A 25,343-nucleotide genomic window follows, 5' to 3' on the forward strand; every position below is an offset into this window, starting at 1 on the left:
TTTTCCCCCTCAGCGATTTTACTCATGCTTCATTGTGTAGCTCAGCAACGCTTTTTTTCATTCGTTCCATAATAGACATCTTATGATTCCAGCATTCTGTTGATAGATCGACTGGATATTTTTGTGGGTTCAAATCACGTTTATACTCTTCCCATAGAGAATCCAGATTTTCACGTGCATACTCTTTGATTTCATTTAAACTTGGCAATGAATAGACTAACTTACCTTCAACGAAAATATCTTGTAACATCGGACGCGCAGAAAAATCGCGTACCGTTTTATTGATAAACGTGTGAACAGGATGGAACATGAAGATTTCTTCTTCCTTACGAGGATCTTCATTCCACAATGTGACATAGTCACCTTCAGATTTCCCATCAAAGTTCCGTGTGATACGCCAAACTTGCTTTTTCCCTGGCGTTGTTACTTTTTCTGCGTTGCTAGATAATTTGATGGTATCGATCATTTTTCCCTCTTCGTTTTCAATCGATACTAATTTGAACACCGCTCCTAATGCCGGTTGATCATAAGCTGTAATCAACTTAGTGCCAACACCCCAAACATCAATTTTAGCCTTTTGCATTTTTAAATTTAGAATTGTTGCTTCATCTAAATCGTTAGAAGCATAGATTTTTGCATCTGTAAATCCTGCCGCATCTAACTGTTCACGTACACGTTTTGAAATATATGCCATATCACCACTATCGATTCGAACACCTTGAAAATTGATTTTATCGCCCATTTCTTTTGCTACTCGAATCGCACTTGGCACACCTGACTTCAATGTATTATACGTATCAACTAAAAAGACACAGTCTTTATGTGTTTTTGCGTAAGCCATGAAGGCATCATAATCGTTTCCATAGGATTGAACCAATGAATGAGCATGCGTTCCACTCGCAGGAATACCAAAAATTTTCCCAGCACGCACATTACTTGTCGCATCGGCACCACCAATGAAGGCCGCACGTGTTCCCCAAACTGCTGCATCCAGTTCTTGCGCACGCCTTGTCCCAAACTCCAATAGTGGATCATCACCAATAACGGATTTGATTCGGGCTGCTTTCGTAGCAATCAATGTTTGAAAATTGACCATATTCAGTAGCGCTGTTTCAACCAATTGACAATGTGCTAGTGGTCCTTCTACTTGAATAAGTGGTTCATTGTTAAAGACGATTTCGCCTTCAAGCATTGAACGAACAGTTGCTTTAAATTCAAATTCTTTTAAATAAATAAGGAAGTCTTCTGGGTAGTTACCCTCTTCTCGTAAATAATCAATATCTGATTCGCTGAAAGTTAAGTTTTCTAAATACTGAACCAAACGTTCCAGACCAGCAAAGACAGCATAACCATGGTTAAAAGGCATTTCTCGAAAGTAACATTCAAAAACGGCATGTAAATCTGCGCGACCTAATTCCCAGTATGTCTGCATCATATTGATTTGGTACAAATCAGTGTGTAGCGTCAAACTGTCATCTGGGTAAATTTTATTCATCTGTTTAATACTCCTCTTGGCGATTTTTCATTTCCTAACCATTATATCAAAAAAACGAAATAGGAAAAGCAAACTTGATTTTTTTCCGAAAATATCAATTTTATATTCTTCAATCATTTTCATTTTTTCTTCTATGAATGGATTGACAGAGATACGAACGTATGTTCTAATTGATTTGTAAAAGATTTCAATTCATTTTGTTATTAATTCATTTATTCGTGCACTCTATTTAGACAGTATCGATTAAGGAGGCCGGTATGCGTACAATCACACAACACTTTGAAACAGTTATTATCACTGCTTATATCGCAAAGCAAAAGATTATCGTTGAGCGCTTGGATCATAGTTATGCAGAAGGATTTGTTCAACCAACCATCACACCTGATGGCTTCTATATTGATGAGCATTTTATCCAATGGGAACAGATTTCAACGATTTGCTTAGCTGAACAATATTTTCATTTTTGGAAAGAAATTATTCAAAAATAAAAAAACTTCTCAGTTTTTTACTGAGAAGTTTTTTTATTATATATTGGCTACGTTTTGTTCGATGATCACAATATCTTTATTTGGACGTTTGAATTGGAGGCCGGCCCTTTCCAATTCTTGTTTGACTCCGACATGAACAGATACCTCTTCCCGTGCTACTTTCAAAATTCGGCGAATAGCATAGTCGATTTCTTGTTTTGTGATCTTCTTTTTCGTATTAATCATCACCAACTGAATCTTATCGTATGTATCTACATATAAAATTTGTGTACGATCTAGTGCGTAGAATTTGTAATAGTTGATTGTTTGATCTCCAAAAAAGAAATTCACTATTTTTGGGTAAAATGTCTTGATATTTAGATTACTATTGATTGGTGTTTCAACTAATTTCATCTCATCCCTCTTTTTCTTTTTACTTATAGAACATGTTCAAAAATAAACTGACCGACGCCACCTTCACTACAACTTGGTGCAATCATATGACTATTTTCTTTTACATTCCTTGCAGCGTTTTCCACAGCAACAGGCACATCAACAACAGCTAACATAGCTAAGTCATTTTCTCCGTCCCCAATACCATAGCTGGTCGCTAATGGATAGTCTGATAAATAATTGGTGATAGCACTTCCTTTTGTACTATTAGGATGCACAATTTCTAAGGTCTTTATAAATGAATGGAATACAAGTAACTCTGTTTCTTGTAAAGAAGATCGAATCACTTCGTGACGCTCGTCATCTGCTTCCATCAATTCGATTTTGACCACGACTGTTTCAGGTCTTTCGGAAAGATATTTTGCAATATCTTCCGTATGTACGCAATCGTTTTCAAAATATTGTTCTTTATAATCCATGATTCGTTTACCTTGTTCTCCAAGTTTTTCTAATGATTCTCGCAGCGCACTTAGCTGTTTCGTGTATTCTTTTGTTGGGCGTATCACCACACCACGATCTGTATGAACAAAGTATAAAATTTCTTGCTTTTCTAAAATTTGAATCACTTCTTTTGTTTCTTGGTGCGTTAGGGTGCTAGTGTAACGCTCAGGCTCACCTACTTTTTTAATGCCTGCACCATTTCCAAAAATAACATCACAATCAATTAACAACTCATCATTCATTTGCTTGACTAAGTCATATCCTCGTCCTGTGACAAAAACGAAATGATCTCCCTTTGCTTGCAATGCTTGAATGGCTTCGCGATTAATCGATGGGATTTCTTTTCCTAGCTCTTGAAACGTACCATCAATATCTGAAAAAACAATGTTCATTGATTTCTCCTTTTCCTTTTCTTATAAAATAGTATAACATAATTTTTAATAGGATTTTGAAATTTTTCCTTGACCTTCTCGTTACGTGAGGGAGTATTCTAGCAATTGTCAGGAGGAAAAAATGGAATATACAATTAAAAAAATAGCAGAGTTATCCGGTGTCAGTCCCCGAACATTACGTTTCTATGATGAAATTGGATTGCTTAAACCAGCTAAGATCAACTCTTCTGGTTATCGCATCTATGGTGCAAAAGAGATTGATCGGCTCCAACAGATTTTATTTTATCGCTCACTTGAGTTCAAACTTGAACAAATTCAGGAATTACTAAACCAACCAGACTTTGATCAACAGCAAGCATTACGTAACCATCAGCAACTGCTATTAAAGAAACGTGCACAAATCGACGCCCTTTTGACAACTGTTCAAAAAACACTTACTAGTTACGAAGGAGGAATAACCATGTCAGACCAAGAAAAATTCGAAGGATTTAAACAACAAAAAATCAGCGAAAATGAAGAACAATTTGGACAAGAGATCCGAGAAAAATATGGCGAAAAAACAGTTGAGGAAGCCAATCAAAAATGGGCAAATATGACTGAGCAACAATTTCAAGAAATGCAGGTAATTGAAGAACAGCTTTTAACAGATTTAGCAACTTATCTTACACAGCCGGAACTAGATCAACCACTAGCGAAGGCCATTTTTGACGCGCACAAAGAATGGTTAGCATTTAGTTGGTCTACTTATACACCACAAGCTCACCAGGGCTTGGGACAAATGTATCTAGCAGATGAGCGCTTTACCGCTTATTATGATGATCGCAGTGGGAATGGTGCAACCAAAGCATTGAATGAAATCATTCAATATTATACGAATAAATAATGATTACTTTTTGATCCTTTATCCGTTCTAGGAAAAAATGAATGGATTATTTCATTCCATTCTGTTTTGATTTATCCGAAGAAAAAAACTGGGATAGCCTACTCAAGTGTCCATCAAAAGTTCCATTTGAAAATCGAACTTTTTGTGGCATCACATAAAGCTATTCCAGTCTTTTTTATTATTTTATAACCAGATCTCTTAAAATCACTAATCATTTTTTCTATTAGTTCGTTCCAATTATCTTTATCTTTGAATAAATTCATATGGAATCTTGATTTGTTCAGGTTTCTTTTTCAAGAATAAGTAAAATGCCATTTCCCCACACTTTTTCAAGTGATGGTCAATGGTGGAAAAGTTCAATAGCTCACTCACATACAGATTATCTCTGCCAACTAATTTAGGTGCTCTTCCTTTAGGAAATGCTTTGAGGATACCAGCTGCAACCATATCTGCATTTGTAAAAATACCGTCTACTGGATGCTCATTAAAAAAGGTCCCCGCCTTGATTCCATCTTCCAACCCAATACAGTCCCAGATAACCATTTCTTCTTCAAAATTTGGATAGAGTTTCCGACATAATTGTAAGGTGATTTTAGAATTGAAACTGATTCGGCTACTCCTTCCTAAAGTAACACCCAATTTTTTGACACCAACTTTTTGTAAATAATCCAATGCTTCTGTAATCGACTGCTCCCGATCGATAAATACGCAACTTGACTTTTCATCTTTGATTTCTTCACAAAAAATAATAGGACCATATTTTTGATATGCCTTCAGTGTTTCTAATGAATTAGCACGTGATGTTACAACTAGGCCATCAAATCTTTTTGCTGCAAATTCTTCGAGATACGCTTTCTCACGATTTATTTGATAATTTGTTGGTAATAAAGTGACTTTATAATTGGAATCAAAGGCTGCCTCAGTGATTCCGCTAATCAGCTGATCAAAGTAGGGGTGATTAGTATAGGGCAAAATGACGCCCAAATTTTTCGTTTCCCCATAACTTAATGTTCGTGCATTTGCATTAGGAATATAATCTAGTTCCTTCATAACCGCTAAAATTTCTGCACGTTTCTTTTCATCCACATAAGGGTGTTCATTAATAACTCGAGAAATAGTCGAAACGGAATAGCCTGTCAAACGTGCAATATCTCGAATAGTTGCCACGATGTCAATCCACCTACCTTAAACGAAAAGTTTTTCTTGTAGATAGTCTATCACAGCTGGCCCACATTCATAAAATTGATACAACTTTTCTTGATAATAAAAACTAATTCGTTGTCCGCCCCAAAAGGTATCTTTGGTTAAATTGGTTAACTCGCTGATATCAATTTTTTCTATCACTGGTTTATTCAGGCCTTGAAAACTTTTTAAAACTAATTTATTTTCACGACAATCTACCAACGCGTAAAAACAAGTGCTTGATGTTCCCAAAATTTTCACATAAGTATGCATAGGTAAGCCCTCCTTCTTGATAGTTCGAGTATAATTTATGAAACGCGTCCCAGAGCAAGCAAAACGTTTTGATAACAAAAAAGAAGACAGTTGACGGATGAATTCGTCAACTGTCTTCTTTTTTATTTAGATGATTGTTCTTTATCTGTAGATACCTCATTCAATAAAAGAGAGCTGTAACCATACAGCTCTCTTTTATATATGTTAGATTACTACATCATACCGCCCATCATTGATGGATCCATCGCTGGAGCAGCAGGAGCAGCTGGTTCTGGTTTATCCGCAACAACTGCTTCAGTTGTTAATAACAACGCTGAAACGGAAGCAGCATTTTGCAATGCAGAACGTGTTACTTTCGTTGGGTCAACGATACCGGCTTCCACCATGTTTACCCATTCGCCTGTTGCTGCATTGAATCCAGTACCAAGTTCAACATTTTTCAATTTGTCAACGATTACTGAGCCTTCATATCCAGCATTTTCAGCGATTTGACGAATTGGTTCTTCTAATGCACGAACAACGATTTTAATCCCTGTTGCTACGTCACCTTGAGCTTCTACTTCAGAAACTTTACCAATGACATTCACTAATGCAGTACCACCACCAGATACCATGCCTTCTTCTACGGCAGCACGAGTAGCATTTAGCGCATCCTCAATACGTAATTTCAATTCTTTTAGCTCAGTTTCAGTCGCCGCACCAACTTTGACAACTGCAACACCACCAGCTAATTTAGCTAAACGTTCTTGTAATTTTTCACGATCGAAATCAGAAGTTGTTTCAGCAATTTGGTTTTTGATCAATTGAACACGTGCATCAATTGCTGTTTTATCGCCAGAACCTTCAACGATTGTTGTATTATCTTTATCAACAACGACTTTTGAAGCATTTCCTAAGTTATCAACCGTTGCATCTTTCAATTCTAGACCTAAGTCATCAGTGATCACTGTACCACCTGTCAAAATAGCGATATCTTCAAGCATTGCTTTACGACGGTCGCCAAATCCTGGTGCTTTGACAGCAACTACATTAAATGTTCCACGAATTTTGTTCAAGACTAATGTTGGTAATGCTTCGCCATCTACGTCATCTGCAATGATCAATAATGGACGAGATTGTTGTAAAATTTGTTCTAATAAAGGTAAGATATCTTGAATATTTGAGATTTTTTTATCTGTGATCAAGATATAAGGATTATCTAAAACAGCTTCCATTTTGTCATTATCAGTGACCATGTATTGTGATAAATACCCACGGTCAAATTGCATTCCTTCAACAACATCTAATTCTGTTTCGATTCCTTTTGATTCTTCAATTGTGATTACCCCGTCGTTACCGACTTTTTCCATTGCATCTGCAATCAAATGACCCACTTGTTCTGAACCAGAAGAAACAGCAGCAACTTGTGCGATTGCTTCTTTTGAATCAACAACTGTAGAAATATTGTGTAATTCTTCTACTGCTGCTTTTGTAGCTAATTCAATTCCTCGGCGAATACCTAAAGGATTAGCACCAGCAGTTACGTTTTTCAAACCTTCTCTAACGATTGCTTGTGTTAAAACAGTAGCAGTAGTTGTACCGTCACCTGCAATATCATTCGTTTTTGAAGCAACTTCAGAAACTAATTTTGCACCCATGTTTTCAAAATGATCTTCTAATTCAATTTCTTTTGCAATTGTTACCCCATCATTAGTAATCAATGGAGAACCATAAGATTTTTCTAAAACAACATTACGACCTTTTGGCCCTAAAGTAACTTTTACTGTATCAGCTAATTTATCTACGCCACGAAGCATTGCTGCGCGTGCGTCTTCTGCGAATTTCAATTCTTTTGCCATGATTGGTTTCACCTCAATAATAAATTTTATTTATCTAACTTTACTCAACGATCGCCATAATATCTTTGCCAGAAACGATCAAATATTCTTTGCCTTCAAATTTCACTTCTGTTCCGGCATACTTTTCAAACATTACTTGATCGCCTTCTTTAACAGCGGCAGGAACTTTTTCACCGTTTTCTAATAAACGGCCTTCACCAACCGCAACGATTCTACCAGTTTGTGGTTTTTCTTTTGCAGAGGAAGCTAAGACGATTCCTCCCACAGTTTTTTCTTCTTCTTTTGCGACTTCGATGATGACACGGTCACCTAATGGTTTTAACACGATAAATCCCTCCGATAACACGATTTTTAGTTCTGTTAGCACTCTTACTCATCGAGTGCTAACCTACATTTTTAATAATACTCATTCTGCTCCTTTTTTGCAAGCTTTTTAAATCAAAGAAATCTGATTTTTTATTTTCATCGGCGAACAACTTTCGTATGGTATAATTACCAATAAATCTTGACTACTAACACAGGTAAGCCATCTTTTATAAGAGCCTGCAAGGAGGAATTTTATGTCATTAAAAAAATATAGTCTACTAAGCATTTTTTGCTACGGTTTAGTTTTTGTTTCCCCTGTACTTTTGAGCATTACTGGTATTGTTACTACTTCGACTGGTTTGATTTCAGCGACAACGATCACGTATTTACTAGGAGCTTTGATTCTACTATTTCTGTATTTTAAGCAAAAAGAACCTTTAACGATAGAAGCAGATGTACCCAAAGCAAGTGTTCCTGAAATCATTTTGCTTGGATTAGGTGGTATTTTGATAGCGATCCTTTTACAAGGTGTAGCTGTCAGAATAGAAACTTTTTTATTTGGTCAAAGCGCTCCATCTGAAAATACGCAAAATATCATCCAGATGATTTTAAAAGCACCTGCCTTTATTTTAGCAACGACTATTGGTGGCCCAATTATGGAAGAACTTGTTTTTCGTCGTAGCATTCTAGGTCTTATTAGTCACTACTCTAATTTTTGGGTAGGCGCTGTAATCAGTTCTCTACTTTTTGCCGTTGCACATGCAGATGGACATCTATTAGTTTACTTTTTTTTGGGTTTCTTCTTTAGTTTATTGTATAAATCAACTGGTCGAATTTGGACTTCGATGATCACACACGTTGGTATGAATACATTAGTTATCGTTGTACAGTTGTTGATCCAAAAATAATTTTCACCTTCAATTAAAAACTGCGACAAAATCATTTGAGATTTTGTCGCAGTTTTTTTTAGCTTAATGTTTCACCGTTCGTAGCAATAACTTCCTTATACCAATCAAACGATTTTTTCTTGCTTCTTGCCAATGTCCCATTTCCTTCGTTGTCCTTATCAACATAGATAAAGCCATAACGTTTTTTCATTTCTCCTGTTCCAGCCGAAACCAAGTCAATGAATCCCCATGGCGTATAGCCCATTAAATCAATACCGTCATATTCAACAGCGTCTTTCATTGAAGCAATATGTTCTTGTAAATACTCAATACGATAATCATCTTCAACTTGTCCGCTTTCCCCAATCTCATCGATCGCGCCAAATCCATTTTCCACAATAAATAATGGTTTTTCGTAACGTTCATTGAACCAGTTCATTGCGTAGCGTAAGCCCATAGGATCAATTTGCCAACCCCAATCAGATGCTTTCACGTAAGGATTTTCTACTAAATCTGCTGCTTCATCATAATCAAAAGTTGGTGCTTTTCCATGATCTTTGATTGCAAACGACATGTAGTAACTAAAGCCAATATAGTCGACACATCCTGCCTTTAAAATATGGGCATCTTCTGCTGTTCGATCTAAGTCAAATCCTTTTCGTTTGAAGTATGCATCCATATAACTTGGGTAATGACCTTTGCAATGCACATCAGTAAACCAATAGCGTCTTTGCATTGCAACTGTTGCTGCCATCATATCATTGGGACTACATGAGTAACTATAGATTGGAACCATGGCAATCATACACCCAATTTCAAAGTTTGGATTGATTCGATGACCAATCTCCACTGCCTGCGCACTTGCTACTAATTCATAATGTGCAGCCTGATACATGATTGCTTCGCGATCTTCGCCTTCTTCATAACGAATACCAGAATTAGTAAATGGTGCGAAATCTTCATGGAAATTTGCTTGATTGTTGATTTCATTAAAGGTCATCCAGTATTTCACTTTCTCTTGATAACGGGTGAAACAAGTTTCCGCAAATCGAGTAAAAAACTCAATCATTTTTCGATTTCGCCAGCCCCCATATTTTTTCACCAAATGATACGGCATTTCAAAATGAGAAAGTGTGATAACTGGTTCAATTCCATACTTTAAACATTCATCGAATAGGTCATCATAAAATTGTAATCCTGTTTCATTTGGTTCTAATTCGTCACCTTTTGGAAAAATTCTGCTCCAAGCAATGGATGTTCGAAAACAATTCAATCCTAATTCCGCAAACAAACGCACATCTTCCTTATAGTGGTGATAAAAATCAATTGCCTCATGATTAGGATAATATTTGCCTTCAATCACACCATCTGTAATTTCTCTTGCTACACCATTTTTTCCAGCAGTCATGACATCAGCAACACTAACACCTTTGCCTCCTTCTTGCCAACCACCTTCTAATTGATGGGCTGCTACTGCACCGCCCCATAAAAAATCTTTTCTCAATACGCTCATACGATCGACTCATTTCTTGTTAATTTGTAAAATCGTTTATAAAACTTGTGACTCTTCTAATTGATCTGCTTCCTCAAAAGAAAGATCATTTTCTTGTGCATAATTCATTGCATCGATTTTCTTCACAAATGGTAGATAGATAAAGAAACCAACTGCTAAAACAAATGTTTGTAACAATGCTGCTTGCCAGCCACCTACTAAAAAGCCTGAGATAATTGGTGGTGTTGTCCATGGTACTTGTACAGCTGTGAATAACGGAACTAGTCCTGTATACAAAGCAAAGTAAGTGATCACGCCAGAAACAACTGGCGTTGCAATAAATGGAATGGCCATAATCGGGTTCATTACAATCGGTGTTGCAAAAATAATTGGTTCGTTAATGTTAAAGATAGCTGGTGCTAAAGATAAACGACCAAGTTGTTTGAACTGCGCTGATTTTGCAAAGAAAACCATGAACATCACGACACCAATTGTCATTCCAGCACCTGTGACTGTCATAAATTGATCTAAAAATTGTTGTGTAACGATATGTCCACCATTCGCAACAGTCAATGCTTTACCAGACTCAAGAATCTCTGTGTTTGCTAATGAATTTGCTTGTAAGATTGGTCCCATGATCCCGCCGACAATCGTTGAACCATGTACCCCAAAGAACCATAAGAATGGAACTAAGAAACCAAGCATCAATGCACCACCAAGTGAATCAGTTACACCTTGCATTGGGCTTTGGATTACTTCGTAAATCCATTGAATCATTGTTGTGCTGAAGACTGCATCAAAGAAAATATATACAAGCATTGCAAAAGTGATCAACACAGCTGCTGGAATCAATGCAGTAAATGAGTTAGCCACATTATCGGGCACTTGCTCAGGCAATTTGATTCGAATATCTCTTTTTAGGAACCAAGTGTAGCCCCATCCAACAAATAATCCCACCAAGATTGCACTGATCATTCCTTGACCACCAGTCCAAGCTTTATCAATTACGTTCCCAATTACAACACCAGATTCTGCATCCGTCACATCTGAACGCATTGTTAATAAAAAGATAACTAATGCAATCATTCCTGCTGGCAATCCTTCAAATCCTTCGTCTTTAACGTAAGAATAAGCAATCCCAACTACTGCAAAAATTGCCATGATCGCAAATGAAGCACCATACGCTTGATTAAAGTAAACAGCAAGACCAGAATTATTGACCCATTCTGAAACGGCTGTAACTGGGAAGTTCGCTAGTAATAGAAAAACCGAACCAACAATGGTGAAAGGCATTGTATATAACATCCCATTACGCAAAGCAGTAATAGGCTTTGTATTAACAAATTTTAAAACCGGAGGTAAAACTTTCTCATTAATCCATTCGTTCATAATACATCTCTCCTTATCCAAGTAAATTAAAAAAATCATCCAATAAAAAATAAGTGCACTTCATCCAATAAATCCTTTTCTATACTCCTTTCTTTCGCTTTGTATCCGTTTACATATATAACTATAACTAACCTTGCCAAAGAAAAAAAGAGCTCAGCCGTATGCAGGAACATGTTCCAACAAAAAAAACAGGCTAATGTGCTCTTTCCATTTCTTGACTCGCTTTTTGCGCTAACATTTCTAATAAGGTCACCACTGGGACTTGTGTCGTAAGATTCAGTGACTCCTCTTTTCCTCTTGTTTCTGGCATATAATAAGACAAATTGTAGTCTGCCAAACGAGCAATCGTTGACGTTTCGTCATTGGTAATACTCAAGACTTTCGCACCATAACGCTTAAAAGCTTCTGTTTTTTCGATCATTTCAGACGTCTCACCTGATACGGACAAAATAATCGCTAATGTACTTTCTAAACCACGAGAAGGAACTGGGGCGAATGGATCAGTGATACTATATGCATTCAATCCTAAATTGATAAAGTAGCGGCTGCCATATAATCCCAGGACACCACTTGTACCAATTCCAGAAAAAGCAACATGACGAGCTTCTACAATCATTTGTACTGCTTGTTCCAAAACGATTCGATAGCTTTCATTGTTGACTTTTTTCAAAAAAGAATCCACTTGAACAGTTGCATCATAAAATTGTTCAAACATTTGCTGCTTCGCTTGTGTCTGATAATTTTTGATTGCAAATTTCAACTCGGAAAAACCTTGTAAACCTAATTTGTTACAACAACGTAAAATCGTCGTGGTCGACACATGACACGCATCTGATAATTGACGAATCGTCATTCTTGAAACTTCCTCTAAATTGGCAATCAAATAATTATAAACAATCATTTCTAGTTCATTTAACTGCTTTATTTTTTCTGATTCAAACACTGTTTTCCCTCCCCTCATTATCTTTTAATTATAACAGAGCAATAAATATAAAAGAAAGTCTGGCACTGAATTCTTCCAGAAAAAACCAATTCTTTGACCCTACTCACATAACTTCATACAATAAAGGAAATGATAGGAGGTTTTTTGATGAAAATAGCAATTATTGGTGCAACTGGTCACGCAGGTTCATTGATTTTAAAGGAGGCCCTTGCTCGTCAGCTCGATGTTACAGCCGTTGTCAGAAATGCCAAAAAACTAACAGTAGCTGTTCCATTTATTGAAAAAGATTTATACGATTTGGCGACTGAAGACCTTGCTTCTTTTGACATTGTTATTGATGCATTCAACGCACCCGCAGGCAAGGAAGAAATGCATCAAACGTCGCTTGCTCATTTAACAAAAATTTTAACGAATACTTCGACTCGGTTACTTGTCGTTGGCGGTGCGTCTTCTCTATTTACTGACCCAGAAAAAACAACTCGGATGATTGACCAAGTACCAAAAGACGCGCCTTTTTATCCAACAGCTTTCCATATGTCACAAGCGCTTACTCATTTAAAAAACACAAAGGGACTTCGTTGGACCTATATCAGTCCGGCTGCGTTCTTCAATCCAACTGGCGAACGAACTGGAAAATATCAATTAAATGACGACTTTCTTCACAACAATGCACATGGAGAAAGTGTTATCAGTATGGCGGACTATGCCATTGCTTTAATTGATGAGGTCTTAGCAGATAAGCATGAAAACGAGCATATTAGTGTTGTAAGTCAATAAAGTAAATAAAAAATCCCAATAGTTTAATCAAACTGTTGGGATTTTTTATGATATTTTTGGAACAATTTGTTAGATTGAAAACAATTCCGTTGCTTGATCTGGATCCGTATCGTACACATCAAAATCAGACCCCACACCGAAATCTTTTTCTTTTAATATGTTTTCCATCGTCAAATGAGCTAGCTCTTTCAAGTTATTTTCCTTACTCAAGTGACCTAAATAAATACGTTTCGTTCGATTACCAATCACATCAGTCATCACTAATGCACCATCTTCATTTGATAAATGACCACGATCTCCTAAAATTCGTTGTTTTAAATTCCACGGATACGAACCCATCCGCAACATTTCCAAGTCATGATTACTTTCCATCAGATAACCATCTGCGTTTTCAATAACCCCACGCATATAATCACTACAGTAACCAGTATCCGTTAACATCACGAAAGAACGATTTTCTTTGTAGATACGATAAAACTGTGGCGCAGCCGCATCATGCGAAACACCAAAACTTTCAATATCGACATCTCCAAAAGTTTGGACTTTTCCCATTTCAAATAAATGTTTTTGCTCGACGGGTACATTACCGATCAACGGCGACATTGCTTCCCACGTTTTTTCATTGGCATACACGTCTAAATGGTATTTCCGTGCCAGTACACCTACACCATGAATGTGATCTCGATGTTCATGCGTCACAAGAATACCATCTAAGTCTTCAGGTTTACGATCAATTTGAGCCATCAAGGAAGTAATTTTTTTCCCGCTAAGACCTGCATCCACCAATAGTCGTTTCTTCTCACTTTCCAAATAAAGTGAGTTTCCTGAACTCCCACTCGCAAGGATACTGATTTTAAAAGCTGGTTTTTCTTGGACCATTTATTTATTACTTCCCTTCTTCACACTGTAAACTTTTTTCATTATACCTACTTTTTTAATTATCTTCCACTTTTGGAACCACATTATTTGTCACAATGGTGTTACTGAATGCATTAACGGATTCAATTTGAACACTTTTATCACTTGTTTCAATAGCCACATACCAAATTGGAACGTACACATTTTTTTCTCGAACCTTTACGATACAAGAATAAGCAAGTTGACGCCATAAAATTTTTGAAGAACTAGGAATCTTATTATTCACATAAAGCGTTTGGATTGCTTCTTCTTCTGAATATAGATCCATTTTTTCACGTAGCTGTTCAATATTCGTCAAATGTGTTTGCGTATATTTCGTCAGTTGGTAGACACCATCATCCTTTTCCACCATAAAATTGATTTCAGCTGTATCATCATGAAATGGAATTCCTTCATACGACTGACTCGCCTGAATCTCTAGTGAATCTCCGTCTAATGTCGAGAAATTCGTCATAAATTCATATTCATCGCCATAAAGCACATTATTTTGGCTATTCAAAAATTCCGTAATCGAATGTTTAGTTTGTTTATTGTCGATCTTGTACTTTTCGGATTCTTCAGTGGCAAACGTCTTCGTTAAAGTAGACAGCCCGTCAAAAGTGATGCCGCTACGAAGCAACCCCGTAGGATTCTTTTTTCGATGTTGTGTTAAGACCGTGCCTAAATCACTTTGTTCAGCACTTAAATAATATCCTTGCTTGCTCTCAGAAGAAATATTCCCTGAATAAGAAATATCATCACTAGCTAGACGATTTTGTATTGACTCCGTTTGATCTGATCGTATCACATTGTTTTCTTGGTTCATTGCCTCGTGATAACTGCTGAATAAAAAAATATTGAGACCTAAGAAAGCTAGGAAAAAAATCCATTCAATTTTTTTAAAGTCCACTTAGTTCGCCTCCATTTCAGCTAGTTTGTTAGACAATTCACTGGCAGAGTACCAATTCCCTTGATATTTCACATACCATTCTGGTAGCAAATCTACGACTCGGTTTGTTTCTTTGATATTTTGCCACGTATAACCAATGATGACCGATTCAAGTTCTTCTTTTTCCACACCATGGGTAACCAATTGTTGAATCACTTCAGCTGTGCTAGCCAATTCTACTGATTCATCTGAAGGGATAGGTACTTGAATCGCATTTAAACTAGTCTGAATGTTCACTTGCGCTTTTTCACTGGCTTCATCATTAATCGTTATCCCAACTTTTCCTTTACTATCCGTACCAAATACTGGGAAGCCTTCAACAAAAATCCGATAATCGATTTGGTTATCTGTGCGATCAAAATAATGAAGATTTCCTAAGCTACTACCAATTTTACTGATGTATGGAAAACTTTTTGAATAAATATTTCCATTAGCATTTGTATCAGACAATTCTCCTCGAAAATCGACAACTTGACTAGCAGAATGAATTGTCATTGTTTCATTCCCACCATAAAAAATCAATTCGCTACTTTCATCATTGTTTTTTACTTCATCAGGTGATTGGAAGAAAGCATTTCGAAAAAGTGTATAAGGTTGTTGCGATAGAATGTAACTGTATTTTTTTAACTTGATTGGTGATTCTGTATCATATTGTTGAGCAATCACAGATGCTTTTTTAGACATTTTAGTCCATTTATTTTCATCGAAAGATAACTCTTTTTCAATATCCTCCCAATTTAGAGAGATATTGGCTTCATAGATTGTTTGATGAACAAAGTCCAAGAAACGGATTTTTTTATTTTTTTCATCAAACTGGATACAAGTAAATGAAATCATCTCCGCATCATTGGATAGACTACTTATGTCTAAGTTCAATCCAAATGCTTGGATGTATTCTTGTAACAAAAAAGGAGCAAGATAAGTTAACTCAAAACCTTCCGAAAGTTCCTTTTTCTGATCGAATTCAGTTTTATTTCCTGTAACCACTGCTGCAAGTTTGCCAAAACGAGCTTTACCGATGACTGTTTGTAAACGCGAAACTAAGTTCTCACTATTGGTTTCTCGAATATTCTCTCCTTGGACCCACGTCACATGGAGTGGCAAAAAAATTTCTGAAGATTTTCGATTAGCCTGTGATTCAGTCATCACTTGCGTACTTGTTTCATCCACATTCACTGTTTCTTTTCCAGCAGGACTTAGCCAGATAACATAGGAGAAATATAAACTCAGTGCAACCATCAAAACTAGTCCAATCCGGATGATTTTTCCTGAAATTTTCATTCCCACCAGTCCTCCTCGTATGGTTCATAGGGTAGCGAAATATAGAAAGTCGAACCTTGTCCTTCTTTACTTTCTGCCCAAATGGCTCCTCGATGTGCTTTAACTACTTCACGTGAAATTGCTAAACCAAGACCTGTGCCACCTTGCGCACGTGCTCGAGCTTTGTCTACACGATAAAAGCGTTCAAATACTCGATTCAAATCTTTTTTAGGGATGCCTAGTCCTTGGTCAGTTACACTTAAAATGACATTGTTATGTGTTTCTAATAAGCGACAAGTGATTGTTCCTCCATCAGGAGAATATTTAATGGCATTATTCATAATATTATCGATTACTTGGATAATTTTATCGGTATCCACTTCGACCCAGAGATCTCGTTGAGTAAATTCACGGCGAATCGCATATTTCTTTTCTTGATTGCCAACCATCATGTCGAAACGATCGAGGACGAAATTGATTAGCTCATTAAAATTGACATATTCTAATTGTAGTTGTGTATTCCCCGTATCCATTCGAGAAAGATTCAATAAGTCATTGATCATCCGAATCATACGGTCTGTTTCATCTAAAGTTACCTTCAAGAAATTCGGAGCAATCTCTTCATCTTGCCATGCACCTTCGCTCAACGCTTCAATATAGCTACGCATACTTGTTAATGGTGTGCGCAGTTCATGTGATACGTTGGAAACAAATTCGCGACGTTCACGTTCTGTTTTTTCTTGCTCTGTTACATCATGCAATACAGCAACCAAGCCACTAATAAAGCCTGATTCACGACGAATCATCGAAAAGTCAACGCGTAAAATCATCTGGTCGCTTTCGGTAGAACCTGTTGAGCGGTCAAGAACCATCTCATCTGGGTTTTCTAACAATTTACGTAATGTATACTCTTCTTCGATATCAAGTAATGTCAAAATAGACTGACCAATCGCCTCTTCATTTTTAATATCTAACAATGATAAAGCCATATCGTTAATCGTGATAACTTTTCCTCGACGATCGGTGGCAATAACCCCATCCGTCATATGGGAAAGGACACTGTCCAATCTATTTCGTTCAGCTTCCATCGTGTCTTGCGCTTCTTCGATTCGTTCAGCTAACTGGTTAAATGTGTCTGCCAATTGTCCCAACTCATCTTGTCCGTGAACTTTGACTTTTCGACTATAGTCACCTCGCGCAATCCGGATAGCTTGTTCACGCATTTCGCCAATTGGTTGTGTAATTGAACGAGCAACCAAAACCGACACAATCATCGAGATGAATGCCGCAATCAGCGAAGCCGTGAAAAAGATAATCGCTGTGTTGCTAATTTCTGAATACTTTTGCTCAATATCACTTTTGACGTAAAGAGCCCCGATGACGGCATCGCCGGTCGGGGACAGAATAGGCTGAACATTAATATTTACCCGTTTGTCATCTGAATCAAGTGCGACATAACGTTTAGTAGTAAAATCATCAACGGCTACATAATCATTTTTTTTACCGATAGAACTTTGTTCACTTACATCTGTTGTCCCCCGAATAATCCCTTTTTCATCAACCACACGAATTTCGATAATATCGCTTGAAGCACTATTTTCGATAAAACGCTTGATATTCGCATTGACCTCATCTGGATCTGCCGTATCTTTTCGACTAAGTTCAGGACTAATCGTTGAAGCTAATGAGACAACTGTCTGATTCATATCTTTGATAAACGTGTTGATCGTGGAGCGCTCCAAACCACGTATAAAATACGCACCAATAATTTCAATCGAAATCAATAAAATCAAAATGAATGTAATCGCGATTTTAAAATTGACTGATCGAAAAAAGCGGACCTTTTTCTTCATTGATTACTCCTGTTCTGGGTTACGCAAGTAGTAACCAACACCACGACGTGTAACTAGATAGTTCGGGTGACTTGGATTGTCTTCGATTTTTTCACGTAAGCGACGCACCGTAACATCAACTGTTCGTACATCACCGAAATAATCATAACCCCAAACAGTCTGTAATAAGTGTTCACGTGTCATTACTTGTCCAATATGTTTTGCCAAATAGAAAAGCAATTCAAACTCGCGATGTGTTAGTTCAATTGTTTCCCCACGTTTTGTTACCATATAAGCATCTGGGTGAATAGTTAAATCACCGATGGTCAATTCAGATGGTGTCACCTCTTCGACTTCTTTTGCAGCTGCTGCACCACGACGTAAATTTGCTTTGACACGAGCAACCAACTCTCGATTCGAAAACGGTTTCGTCACATAGTCATCTGCGCCAAGCTCTAATCCTAAAACTTTATCAATTTCAGAATCTTTTGCAGTTACCATGATGATTGGCATGTCATAAGTTTTACGAACTTCTCGCGCTACTTCTAGTCCGTCCATTTTGGGTAACATCAAATCTAATAAAATCAAATCAGGAACTACCTCTTCGACTTTTTCTAAGGCTTCTTCGCCATCGTACGCAGTATAAACATCGTAACCTTCTTTTGTTAAATTAAACTTAACGATATCCGAAATCGGCTTTTCGTCATCGACAACTAAAATTTTCTTCATAAAGAGCCACCTCTTTTTTATTATTGTCATACCTTTTCATTATACCGTATTTCGAGATTTGTTTCATCCTTGCATTTTGAAATGAAAAGGAAACTTAAAAAGGTTGTGAGGCAAAGCGGTCAGCTCCGAAAAAATAAGGAGCAACTGAAAAAAATAGCCTCATATATTTTTGATCCGTTACGAATTATTTCGAGGAGTTGCTTTGTGAACACCGTGTAAAAGGTTGTGAAAGAATTATCTAGTCCGTAAATATAAGGAACACTCACACAGAATAGTTTTTACTTTTGCAATGACTATTCATTCATCTAAATTCTTTTTTACTACTAGCGAAAAAGAATGGCACACGATTTATTACAAACAAAAAAGCCAGAACATTTCTGTCCTGACTTCTCTCTTTTTAGAAAGCTTAAGCTTCTACGCGATCGTTTTCAGTATTTAATAAATATTTTGCAACAAGTGCTGCAAGGATTCCACCTACGATTGGTGCTACGATAAATACCCAAACTTGTTCTAACGCTTGGCCGCCAACTAACACAGCTGGTGCTAAACTACGTGCTGGATTAGCTGACATTCCTGTTAATGGAATACCAACGAAATGAATCAATGTTAATGACAACCCAATCACTAAACCAGCTAAGCTACTGTTTCCTTTTGTTTGGCTTGTAACAGTCATGATAACTAATACAAAGATAAAAGTTAAAATAATTTCAACTGATAATGCACCTACTGTACCCATTTCAAAAACATTTTGTCCCAAGTTTTCAACACTTTTACCTGCTGAATCAAGCAAGCCAGATAATGTTAATGAAGCTGCAAATGCCCCAACAACTTGACCAACGATATAGTAAACTAATTCAGTAGCTGAAATTCTTTTATTCATCCACATTGCAATCGAAACGGCTGGATTTAAATGAGCGCCAGAAACAGTACCAATACTGTAAGCTGCTGCAACGATTGTTAAACCAAATGCTAACGCGATACCGGCAATCCCAACAATCCCTTCTGCACCTCCACCTAGTACGGCTGCGCCAGTCCCAACAAAGACTAAAATATAAGTGCCAATAAATTCTGCAATACCTTTTTTCATAAAAAAATACATCTCCTTTCTTTGCAATTATATCATTTTCTTGAAAATTTCCAAGAAATTGCATTCTTGAGATATATTCTTTTCGATCAAGCTTCCAAAATTTGAACACCTACACCTAACAAACCTGGTCCAGTATGCACCACTAAAGCAGGCGAGATTTGACCAAAGTACATTTGTTGTACTTGTGGAAACTCTTGTCGTAGTCTTGCTTCCATGGCATGTGCTTCCTCTTCTGCAGCTCCATGTGCCACAGCTAAATTGAAAACTTTTGCGTTTCCTACTCGTTCTTTAATTAAAGCTACGGTTTTATCCAAACTTTTTTTTCGACCTCTGGCTTTAGCAACAGTGTAATAAATTCCCTCTTCATTACAAGAAATAATGGGATTTAATTTCAAAGCTGTTCCTAAAATGGACGCAACTAAACCAATACGACCACCTTTTTGTAAATATTCTAGCGTCGCCACGTTGAAGAAAACCTTTGTTTGTTTCACTAAAATTTCCAATTGTTTAATGACTGTTTGCCAGTCCATTCCATCTTCAAGCCATTGTGCTGCCTGAATAGCTGAGAAACCTGCACCAATACCAATATTTTTCGTATCAAGAATATATGTTTCTAACGCTGTCTGTTGTTCAGCAATCAGTCGCACAACATTATAGGTTCCAGATAAACCGCTAGAGATTGTAATCGCTAGCACTTTTTCGTATCCATCTGCTTTAATTTGATCAAAAATAGCAGTAATCGTTTCACCATCAGGCAATGAAGTTCCCGGAATTTCTGTTGGTAATTTTTCATAAATTTCTTCTGGGGTAATGTCTACCTTATCAATATATTCACGATCTGAATAAATAATTTTCAAAGGAATCATATACATATGGTATTGTTCCATCAGTTCTGCCGGAACATCTGTACCTGAATCAACTAAAATCGCAATTTTTTCTTTATTCATTTGATTTCTCCCCTTTTAGATAATCTGTTTCTAACATAATTGTTTTTTCTGCAAGTAATTTTAAGGCAAAAGATAAAGTCGCCGTTTTAACAGCAATCCTTTCGATCGGCATTGTTTGATTTAAAATGAGTGGTGCTTGCTCTTTTCCTTGTGACTGTTGACTGATTAAATGAATAGCGGCTTCCTGTTCTTCGCAAAATAAATTATAAGCTTCCCGAATGCCGATCACTTTTCCTTGAAACAGGATTCCGTTTTTGATTTCTGGAATCGTCAAGACTTGTTTTAAAGTTGTAATTGCGATTAAAAAAGCAACATGTTGCTTATTGTAACGTTTTTTGACAGGTGCTGGGATCAATTCTTGTTTAACATAATTATTGACCATCGAAGACGTCAATAATGGATGCTTTTCTCCTTGGATAATCGGTGATAGATAACGATCAATCAGAGTGATCACCTGATCCATGTATAACTCTAAATCGGGTAATTCTTCCCATCGTGGTAAGCAAAATGTTTCGATATCCGTTCCCCACGCAACTAATTGTTCACGCATTTTTTCCATTAGTTCGTCTCCTTTTCTGATTTCACCAACATCATATCAAAGTTATCAAAAACATTCAATCTGGTTTTAAAAACTAGATAATTTTCTTAATTTTCATTATATAAAAAAGTTGGAACAAAAAGAAAGACTCAAACAGCAAAAAATGATTGGCCTAGAATCCTTTTCAGAATTTTAAGTCAATCATTTTTTGTTCATATAGAAAAATTCTATCCATAACTCTTTGAGCACTTCAACAAAACTTACGAAGAAAAAGATTCTTTGACAAAAGATCTTTTTGGCAGCTGTGCAATAAATGTTCCCCATTTGCATTTGTATTAAGCAAATCGTTTTTTATATTCTATACTTCCTAAACACGTTTATAAATTAAAAAACATGTTCACACCTTAGGGAAACCCCTTACAATTTCATATCCAATATTTATACTAATAAGTGAAGAAACAGTGGCCACCTCGTTCTTCTAATCAAAGATAGACTTTAACGCTTCACTCAGTAATTGTTCAAATTGATTCAATGCTGTCCCAAAGAAAAGATTCGGTTGGTATTCTGATAAAACTTGTGGTATATACGTCTCTGTGCTAATTGTTAAGGTTGATAATTGTCCGATTCGAGAATTTTTTTCTCCGACAAAGGAAATTAAATCGATCCGATGTTTTTTGGCCATTTCGGCAAGTTCTGTTAAACGAAAAGTATCCCCAGAATTTGAAATAATAATAATCAGAACGTCTTTTTCAACATTTTCGCGAAGAAATTCCAAATGACTATTAGCAGTCGCACGAAATCCATACAGATTAAACATTTCAGAAAAGTGATTAGCGATATTTTGAGAAAACCCTGATCCTAGGATCATAATTCTTTTTTCGCGATAAATGGTCAGCAAGTTGACGAACATATCTCTATCGGTACTTGAGTAAGTACGAGAGAAATTGTTGAGAGACTGCTTGTTTCCATAAGCAAAAACTAGTTCACTATAACCAGAATAGCCAATCTTTTTTGCCATATTGACAATCGTTGCAGTTGAGACATAGGACTCTTTTGCTACGTCACGAATCCCTAATTTTTTTAGTATTTCACGATTGTTATCCATAAATCGTAAAACAGCAGCTTCTGAATCATTCAACTGATATTTTTCAATAAGCGTTTCCGTATCCATCAGATCACCTCAAATTCAATTCTTTCGTTAGGAGTATTATATTATGACAGAAAAACAGTTTATTCAAGACCCTTGGGCAAAAATGACCACTAGAAATGGTTTAGCAGGAGATGAAGTTATTTCAGCGTTACAAAAATCTATTCGTAGAGGAAAAGAAAAAGAAGCCTGCGAATTTGCCTATGAAATGTACATCACTTCACCTCAATTTGAAGAGAAACTATGGCGTCGATTACTAGCTATCAGTGTAGAGGATATTGGAATGGGAAATCCAATGGCTGCAATGATGATCAATCATTTAAACATCATGCGTAAAGAATTCCAATATAACGAATCAGACCGTGCAATGTTTTTCTTCCATGCCATTCGTTACTTGTGTGAATCAGAAAAAGATCGTTCATCTGATTTACTTAAAAATATTGTGATAAAAAGTTTTGCTATGGGCTATGTACCTGAGATTCCAGACATTGCCCTCGACAAGCATACAACTCGTGGTCAAGAAATGGGACGTGGTTCAGAACATTTTTTACACGAAGCTAGTAAAGTGGTTCCCCAAGCAAAAGTAACGAATGATTACAAAGAACAATATGAAAAAATCATAGAAAAATATGATCCAACTCACGTGGTTCCAAGTACCTTTGTTTTTAATCCTTGGCAAGTATAAGGGGGAAATTTCATGGAAAATTCGACAATCATTACGAAACTCAACGAGATGCTTAGCCCTATCGCTGCAAAAATTGGAAATCAGCGTCACCTTAAAGCAATTTCTAGTGGTATGATGTTTGGTTTGCCTTTTATTGTTATTGGTTCTTTTTTTCTGATTTTTGCTAACCCACCTATCAATTTAGATCAATACAATCCTGAAACAGCTAATTTTCTCCTGAAATTTATGGCAAGCTGGAAAGATTTTGCAGTTGCAAATTACGATCTGATTACTGCACCATATAATTTGACTATGGGACTTATTGGACTCATTAGTGTTTTTGGGATCGCTTTTTCTCTTGCTAGTGAATACAAAATCAATCCATCTATGAATGGCATGGTTGCATCAGTTATTTTTCTAATGGTATGTACACCTGTAACAGAAGGCATGATCAATTTAAATTATTTAGGGACAAATGGTTTGTTCGTAGCTATTATAATTGGTCTTCTGGTGGTTGAAATCAATCGTTTATTTGAAGTAAAAGATATTAAATTAAAACTGCCAGATACCGTACCACCTATGGTAGCAACCTTCATCAACACTTTGGTTCCACTACTGACGAATATCATTCTTTTTTATGGAATGAACTTACTCTTTTTAAGTACAACTAAAAAGATTTTTCCAGAAACAATCATGAGCATACTAACACCAGCCACTGATATTGCAGGAAGCCTTGGCGGGTTCCTGTTGATCGTTACTCTAGGAAATATCTTATGGTTATTTGGCATTAATGGCTCATCCATTATTTTCCCAATCGTATTTACCTTAGGGATGGCGCAAACTGGACTGAACGCTGAACAAATGTCTAATGGAGAAGCGATGACCCATCTAATGAATTTACAAATGTTTCGTATTTCTGTTTTAGGTGGTGCTGGTGGAACCCTTGGCTTAGTCATTTTAATGATGCGTAGCAAAGTGTCAGAATATCGTACGATTGGAAAGCTATCACTTATCCCGGGTATTTGTTCAATCAATGAACCAATCATTTTCGGTCTGCCAATCGTTTTTAATCCAATTCTGGCAATTCCGTTTTTAGTTACACCAATCGTTTCGTTATTACTAACCTATTTTGCTCAAAAAATTGGTTTGATTGGCCTAGGATTTATCGTAGATCCTTCCTTTACACCATTTTTTGCACAGGCATATCTTTCAAGTATGGATTGGCGAAATATTGTCTTTTGTTTACTACTAATCCTTATCAGTGCTGTCATCTATTACCCATTTTTCAAAGTGATGGAAAATAATAAAACAAAACTAGTGAATGAAGAACAATAATCAGCTTTGCTTAGCAACAAAAAATTCCTTTATAACTGTTGAAATAAGAAATCCATTATGAGTTTTACGAGCTATCCTTTCATCCATTTACCTATAAGAGGATAGTTCGTATCATAAGTTAAACATAACTTATAAAACAAATATCCACCTTCTATGAGATTGCTGATGTTGCAGACAAAACGACTTAAGTTATTGTCTTTTAACATTAGCATATATCAAGTTGTAAACAACATGGTTCTCAAACAAAAAAACAATCACGCCAGCCAAAGCATGCTTGTTTTTATTTTTATTATCGTTAAGAATCAAGAGGCCCGCCGAAAAATCGGCGGGAAAGGAGTAAAAATGAAAAAGTGTTAGGGCTCGTTCTTTTATTAAGAACTTTGTTTTGTTGGTATGCTTATATAATAGCCAGAATTTATGAACAAACTATGAAAAAAATTCTCTAACCTTGTAAATTTTTCTTTGATTTTTTTCTACGTCTTCTTGCATTTTAAAACTCTTAGTGCTAATATTATTAAGTACTTTTGGTACGGGCCGTTAGCTCAGTTGGTAGAGCAGCTGACTCTTAATCAGCGGGTCGCGGGTTCGAGCCCCTCACGGCCCATTGGGTGCCAAACCCACGAGAATGGTAGTTTGTCGGCGTCTTCGGACGTTTGGAAGACAGACTACGCATTCTCTTTTTTTATTTTCGGACATAAAATTCGGATACACTACTCATTTTTTTGACTTTAATAATATGA

Annotated in this window: 25 protein-coding genes and 1 tRNA gene; 7 read left to right on the top strand and 19 right to left on the bottom strand. The window is 36.6% G+C overall.

All coding sequences use genetic code 11. The annotated features are described in order from the left end of the window. Nucleotides 1-22: 22 nt before the first annotated feature. Nucleotides 23-1,495 carry a nicotinate phosphoribosyltransferase gene (locus AC4BC3_RS10710; RefSeq protein WP_206910187.1) on the bottom strand — a complete coding sequence of 491 codons (1,473 nt, stop codon included), beginning with the start codon at nucleotides 1,493-1,495 and terminating at the stop codon, nucleotides 23-25. Nucleotides 1,496-1,752: 257 nt separating this feature from the next. Between AC4BC3_RS10710 and AC4BC3_RS10715 the strand changes: the two genes are divergently transcribed. Beyond that, nucleotides 1,753-1,983, top strand: a complete 231-nt coding sequence (locus AC4BC3_RS10715; protein ID WP_206910188.1) for a hypothetical protein — start codon at nucleotides 1,753-1,755, stop codon at nucleotides 1,981-1,983. A gap of 36 nt (nucleotides 1,984-2,019) precedes the next feature. On the opposite strand, the gene AC4BC3_RS10720 is transcribed toward AC4BC3_RS10715, so the two are convergent. Then, on the bottom strand, nucleotides 2,020-2,376 hold the full coding sequence (locus tag AC4BC3_RS10720; RefSeq protein ID WP_206910189.1) for a DUF1827 family protein: 357 nt from the start codon (nucleotides 2,374-2,376) through the stop codon (nucleotides 2,020-2,022). Between the two features lie 23 nt (nucleotides 2,377-2,399). Continuing rightward, nucleotides 2,400-3,248 carry an HAD-IIB family hydrolase gene (locus tag AC4BC3_RS10725; protein ID WP_206910190.1) on the bottom strand — a complete coding sequence of 283 codons (849 nt, stop codon included), beginning with the start codon at nucleotides 3,246-3,248 and terminating at the stop codon, nucleotides 2,400-2,402. Nucleotides 3,249-3,369: 121 nt separating this feature from the next. Between AC4BC3_RS10725 and AC4BC3_RS10730 the strand changes: the two genes are divergently transcribed. Then, nucleotides 3,370-4,131 (top strand): MerR family transcriptional regulator, encoded by a 762-nt coding sequence (locus AC4BC3_RS10730; protein WP_206910191.1) that lies wholly within the window; start codon nucleotides 3,370-3,372, stop codon nucleotides 4,129-4,131. A gap of 243 nt (nucleotides 4,132-4,374) precedes the next feature. Here the strand turns inward: AC4BC3_RS10730 and AC4BC3_RS10735 are convergent, their stop codons facing one another. From AC4BC3_RS10735 to groES, 4 genes are all read right to left on the bottom strand, one after another. Beyond that, entirely contained in the window at nucleotides 4,375-5,298 is a 924-nt protein-coding gene (locus AC4BC3_RS10735; protein ID WP_490466485.1) for a LacI family DNA-binding transcriptional regulator, read from the bottom strand. Between the two features lie 18 nt (nucleotides 5,299-5,316). Then, a complete protein-coding gene (locus AC4BC3_RS10740) occupies nucleotides 5,317-5,586 on the bottom strand; it encodes a hypothetical protein (protein ID WP_206910195.1) in 270 nt (89 codons plus the stop codon). 212 nt (nucleotides 5,587-5,798) lie between these two features. Next, nucleotides 5,799-7,424: a chaperonin GroEL gene (gene groL / locus AC4BC3_RS10745; protein WP_206910197.1), complete on the bottom strand. Its 1,626-nt coding sequence runs from the start codon at nucleotides 7,422-7,424 to the stop codon at nucleotides 5,799-5,801. Nucleotides 7,425-7,464: 40 nt separating this feature from the next. Further along, on the bottom strand, nucleotides 7,465-7,749 hold the full coding sequence (groES, locus tag AC4BC3_RS10750; protein WP_071869115.1) for a co-chaperone GroES: 285 nt from the start codon (nucleotides 7,747-7,749) through the stop codon (nucleotides 7,465-7,467). 235 nt (nucleotides 7,750-7,984) lie between these two features. Here groES and AC4BC3_RS10755 point away from each other — a divergent pair, with 235 nt between their 5' ends. Then, nucleotides 7,985-8,638, top strand: a complete 654-nt coding sequence (locus AC4BC3_RS10755; protein ID WP_206910198.1) for a CPBP family intramembrane glutamic endopeptidase — start codon at nucleotides 7,985-7,987, stop codon at nucleotides 8,636-8,638. A gap of 58 nt (nucleotides 8,639-8,696) precedes the next feature. On the opposite strand, the gene AC4BC3_RS10760 is transcribed toward AC4BC3_RS10755, so the two are convergent. The 3 genes from AC4BC3_RS10760 to AC4BC3_RS10770 form a co-directional block, all read right to left on the bottom strand. After that, complete coding sequence (locus AC4BC3_RS10760) at nucleotides 8,697-10,130, bottom strand: 6-phospho-beta-glucosidase (protein ID WP_490466486.1); 1,434 nt, start codon at nucleotides 10,128-10,130, stop codon at nucleotides 8,697-8,699. Nucleotides 10,131-10,166: 36 nt separating this feature from the next. Then, nucleotides 10,167-11,498, bottom strand: coding sequence for a PTS sugar transporter subunit IIC (locus AC4BC3_RS10765; RefSeq protein WP_206897606.1), 1,332 nt, complete (start codon nucleotides 11,496-11,498; stop codon nucleotides 10,167-10,169). Between the two features lie 193 nt (nucleotides 11,499-11,691). Then, complete coding sequence (locus AC4BC3_RS10770; protein WP_206910201.1) at nucleotides 11,692-12,441, bottom strand: SIS domain-containing protein; 750 nt, start codon at nucleotides 12,439-12,441, stop codon at nucleotides 11,692-11,694. A 147-nt stretch (nucleotides 12,442-12,588) separates the two neighbouring features. Between AC4BC3_RS10770 and AC4BC3_RS10775 the strand changes: the two genes are divergently transcribed. After that, nucleotides 12,589-13,218 carry an NAD(P)-dependent oxidoreductase gene (locus AC4BC3_RS10775; RefSeq protein ID WP_490466487.1) on the top strand — a complete coding sequence of 210 codons (630 nt, stop codon included), beginning with the start codon at nucleotides 12,589-12,591 and terminating at the stop codon, nucleotides 13,216-13,218. Between the two features lie 69 nt (nucleotides 13,219-13,287). Here AC4BC3_RS10775 and AC4BC3_RS10780 read toward each other — a convergent pair whose 3' ends face one another. From AC4BC3_RS10780 to AC4BC3_RS10820, 9 genes are all read right to left on the bottom strand, one after another. After that, nucleotides 13,288-14,097 carry an MBL fold metallo-hydrolase gene (locus AC4BC3_RS10780; protein ID WP_206910203.1) on the bottom strand — a complete coding sequence of 270 codons (810 nt, stop codon included), beginning with the start codon at nucleotides 14,095-14,097 and terminating at the stop codon, nucleotides 13,288-13,290. A gap of 55 nt (nucleotides 14,098-14,152) precedes the next feature. Further along, nucleotides 14,153-15,025: a two-component system regulatory protein YycI gene (locus tag AC4BC3_RS10785; protein WP_490466488.1), complete on the bottom strand. Its 873-nt coding sequence runs from the start codon at nucleotides 15,023-15,025 to the stop codon at nucleotides 14,153-14,155. Continuing rightward, nucleotides 15,026-16,345, bottom strand: a complete 1,320-nt coding sequence (locus tag AC4BC3_RS10790; RefSeq protein ID WP_206910206.1) for a YycH family regulatory protein — start codon at nucleotides 16,343-16,345, stop codon at nucleotides 15,026-15,028. Next, on the bottom strand, nucleotides 16,342-18,177 hold the full coding sequence (walK, locus tag AC4BC3_RS10795) for a cell wall metabolism sensor histidine kinase WalK (protein WP_206897612.1): 1,836 nt from the start codon (nucleotides 18,175-18,177) through the stop codon (nucleotides 16,342-16,344). Before walK ends, AC4BC3_RS10790 begins: the two co-directional genes overlap by 4 nt. Nucleotides 18,178-18,180: 3 nt before the next feature. Further along, nucleotides 18,181-18,885 (bottom strand): response regulator YycF, encoded by a 705-nt coding sequence (yycF, locus tag AC4BC3_RS10800; RefSeq protein WP_067482900.1) that lies wholly within the window; start codon nucleotides 18,883-18,885, stop codon nucleotides 18,181-18,183. Between the two features lie 406 nt (nucleotides 18,886-19,291). After that, a complete protein-coding gene (locus tag AC4BC3_RS10805; RefSeq protein WP_206910207.1) occupies nucleotides 19,292-19,972 on the bottom strand; it encodes an MIP/aquaporin family protein in 681 nt (226 codons plus the stop codon). Nucleotides 19,973-20,058: 86 nt separating this feature from the next. Then, nucleotides 20,059-20,919 (bottom strand): DegV family protein, encoded by an 861-nt coding sequence (locus AC4BC3_RS10810; RefSeq protein ID WP_490466489.1) that lies wholly within the window; start codon nucleotides 20,917-20,919, stop codon nucleotides 20,059-20,061. Then, the gene (locus AC4BC3_RS10815; protein ID WP_490466490.1) at nucleotides 20,912-21,478 is read right to left on the bottom strand and encodes a DUF1836 domain-containing protein; all 567 of its coding nucleotides are present in this window, start codon (nucleotides 21,476-21,478) and stop codon (nucleotides 20,912-20,914) included. The genes AC4BC3_RS10810 and AC4BC3_RS10815 overlap by 8 nt, the downstream gene beginning before the upstream one ends. A gap of 457 nt (nucleotides 21,479-21,935) precedes the next feature. Next, nucleotides 21,936-22,628 (bottom strand): MurR/RpiR family transcriptional regulator, encoded by a 693-nt coding sequence (locus AC4BC3_RS10820; protein WP_490466491.1) that lies wholly within the window; start codon nucleotides 22,626-22,628, stop codon nucleotides 21,936-21,938. A gap of 43 nt (nucleotides 22,629-22,671) precedes the next feature. Here AC4BC3_RS10820 and AC4BC3_RS10825 point away from each other — a divergent pair, with 43 nt between their 5' ends. The 3 genes from AC4BC3_RS10825 to AC4BC3_RS10835 all read left to right on the top strand — a co-directional run bounded on the left by AC4BC3_RS10825 (nucleotide 22,672) and on the right by AC4BC3_RS10835 (nucleotide 25,207). Continuing rightward, nucleotides 22,672-23,289: an AAA family ATPase gene (locus AC4BC3_RS10825; protein ID WP_206910211.1), complete on the top strand. Its 618-nt coding sequence runs from the start codon at nucleotides 22,672-22,674 to the stop codon at nucleotides 23,287-23,289. Nucleotides 23,290-23,301: 12 nt separating this feature from the next. Continuing rightward, on the top strand, nucleotides 23,302-24,603 hold the full coding sequence (locus AC4BC3_RS10830; protein ID WP_490466492.1) for a PTS sugar transporter subunit IIC: 1,302 nt from the start codon (nucleotides 23,302-23,304) through the stop codon (nucleotides 24,601-24,603). Between the two features lie 531 nt (nucleotides 24,604-25,134). Further along, nucleotides 25,135-25,207: transfer RNA gene (locus AC4BC3_RS10835), tRNA-Lys, on the top strand. Nucleotides 25,208-25,343: the final 136 nt, after the last annotated feature.

The sequence above is a fragment of the Enterococcus sp. AAFC-DPL-6103 genome, from assembly GCF_058216595.1.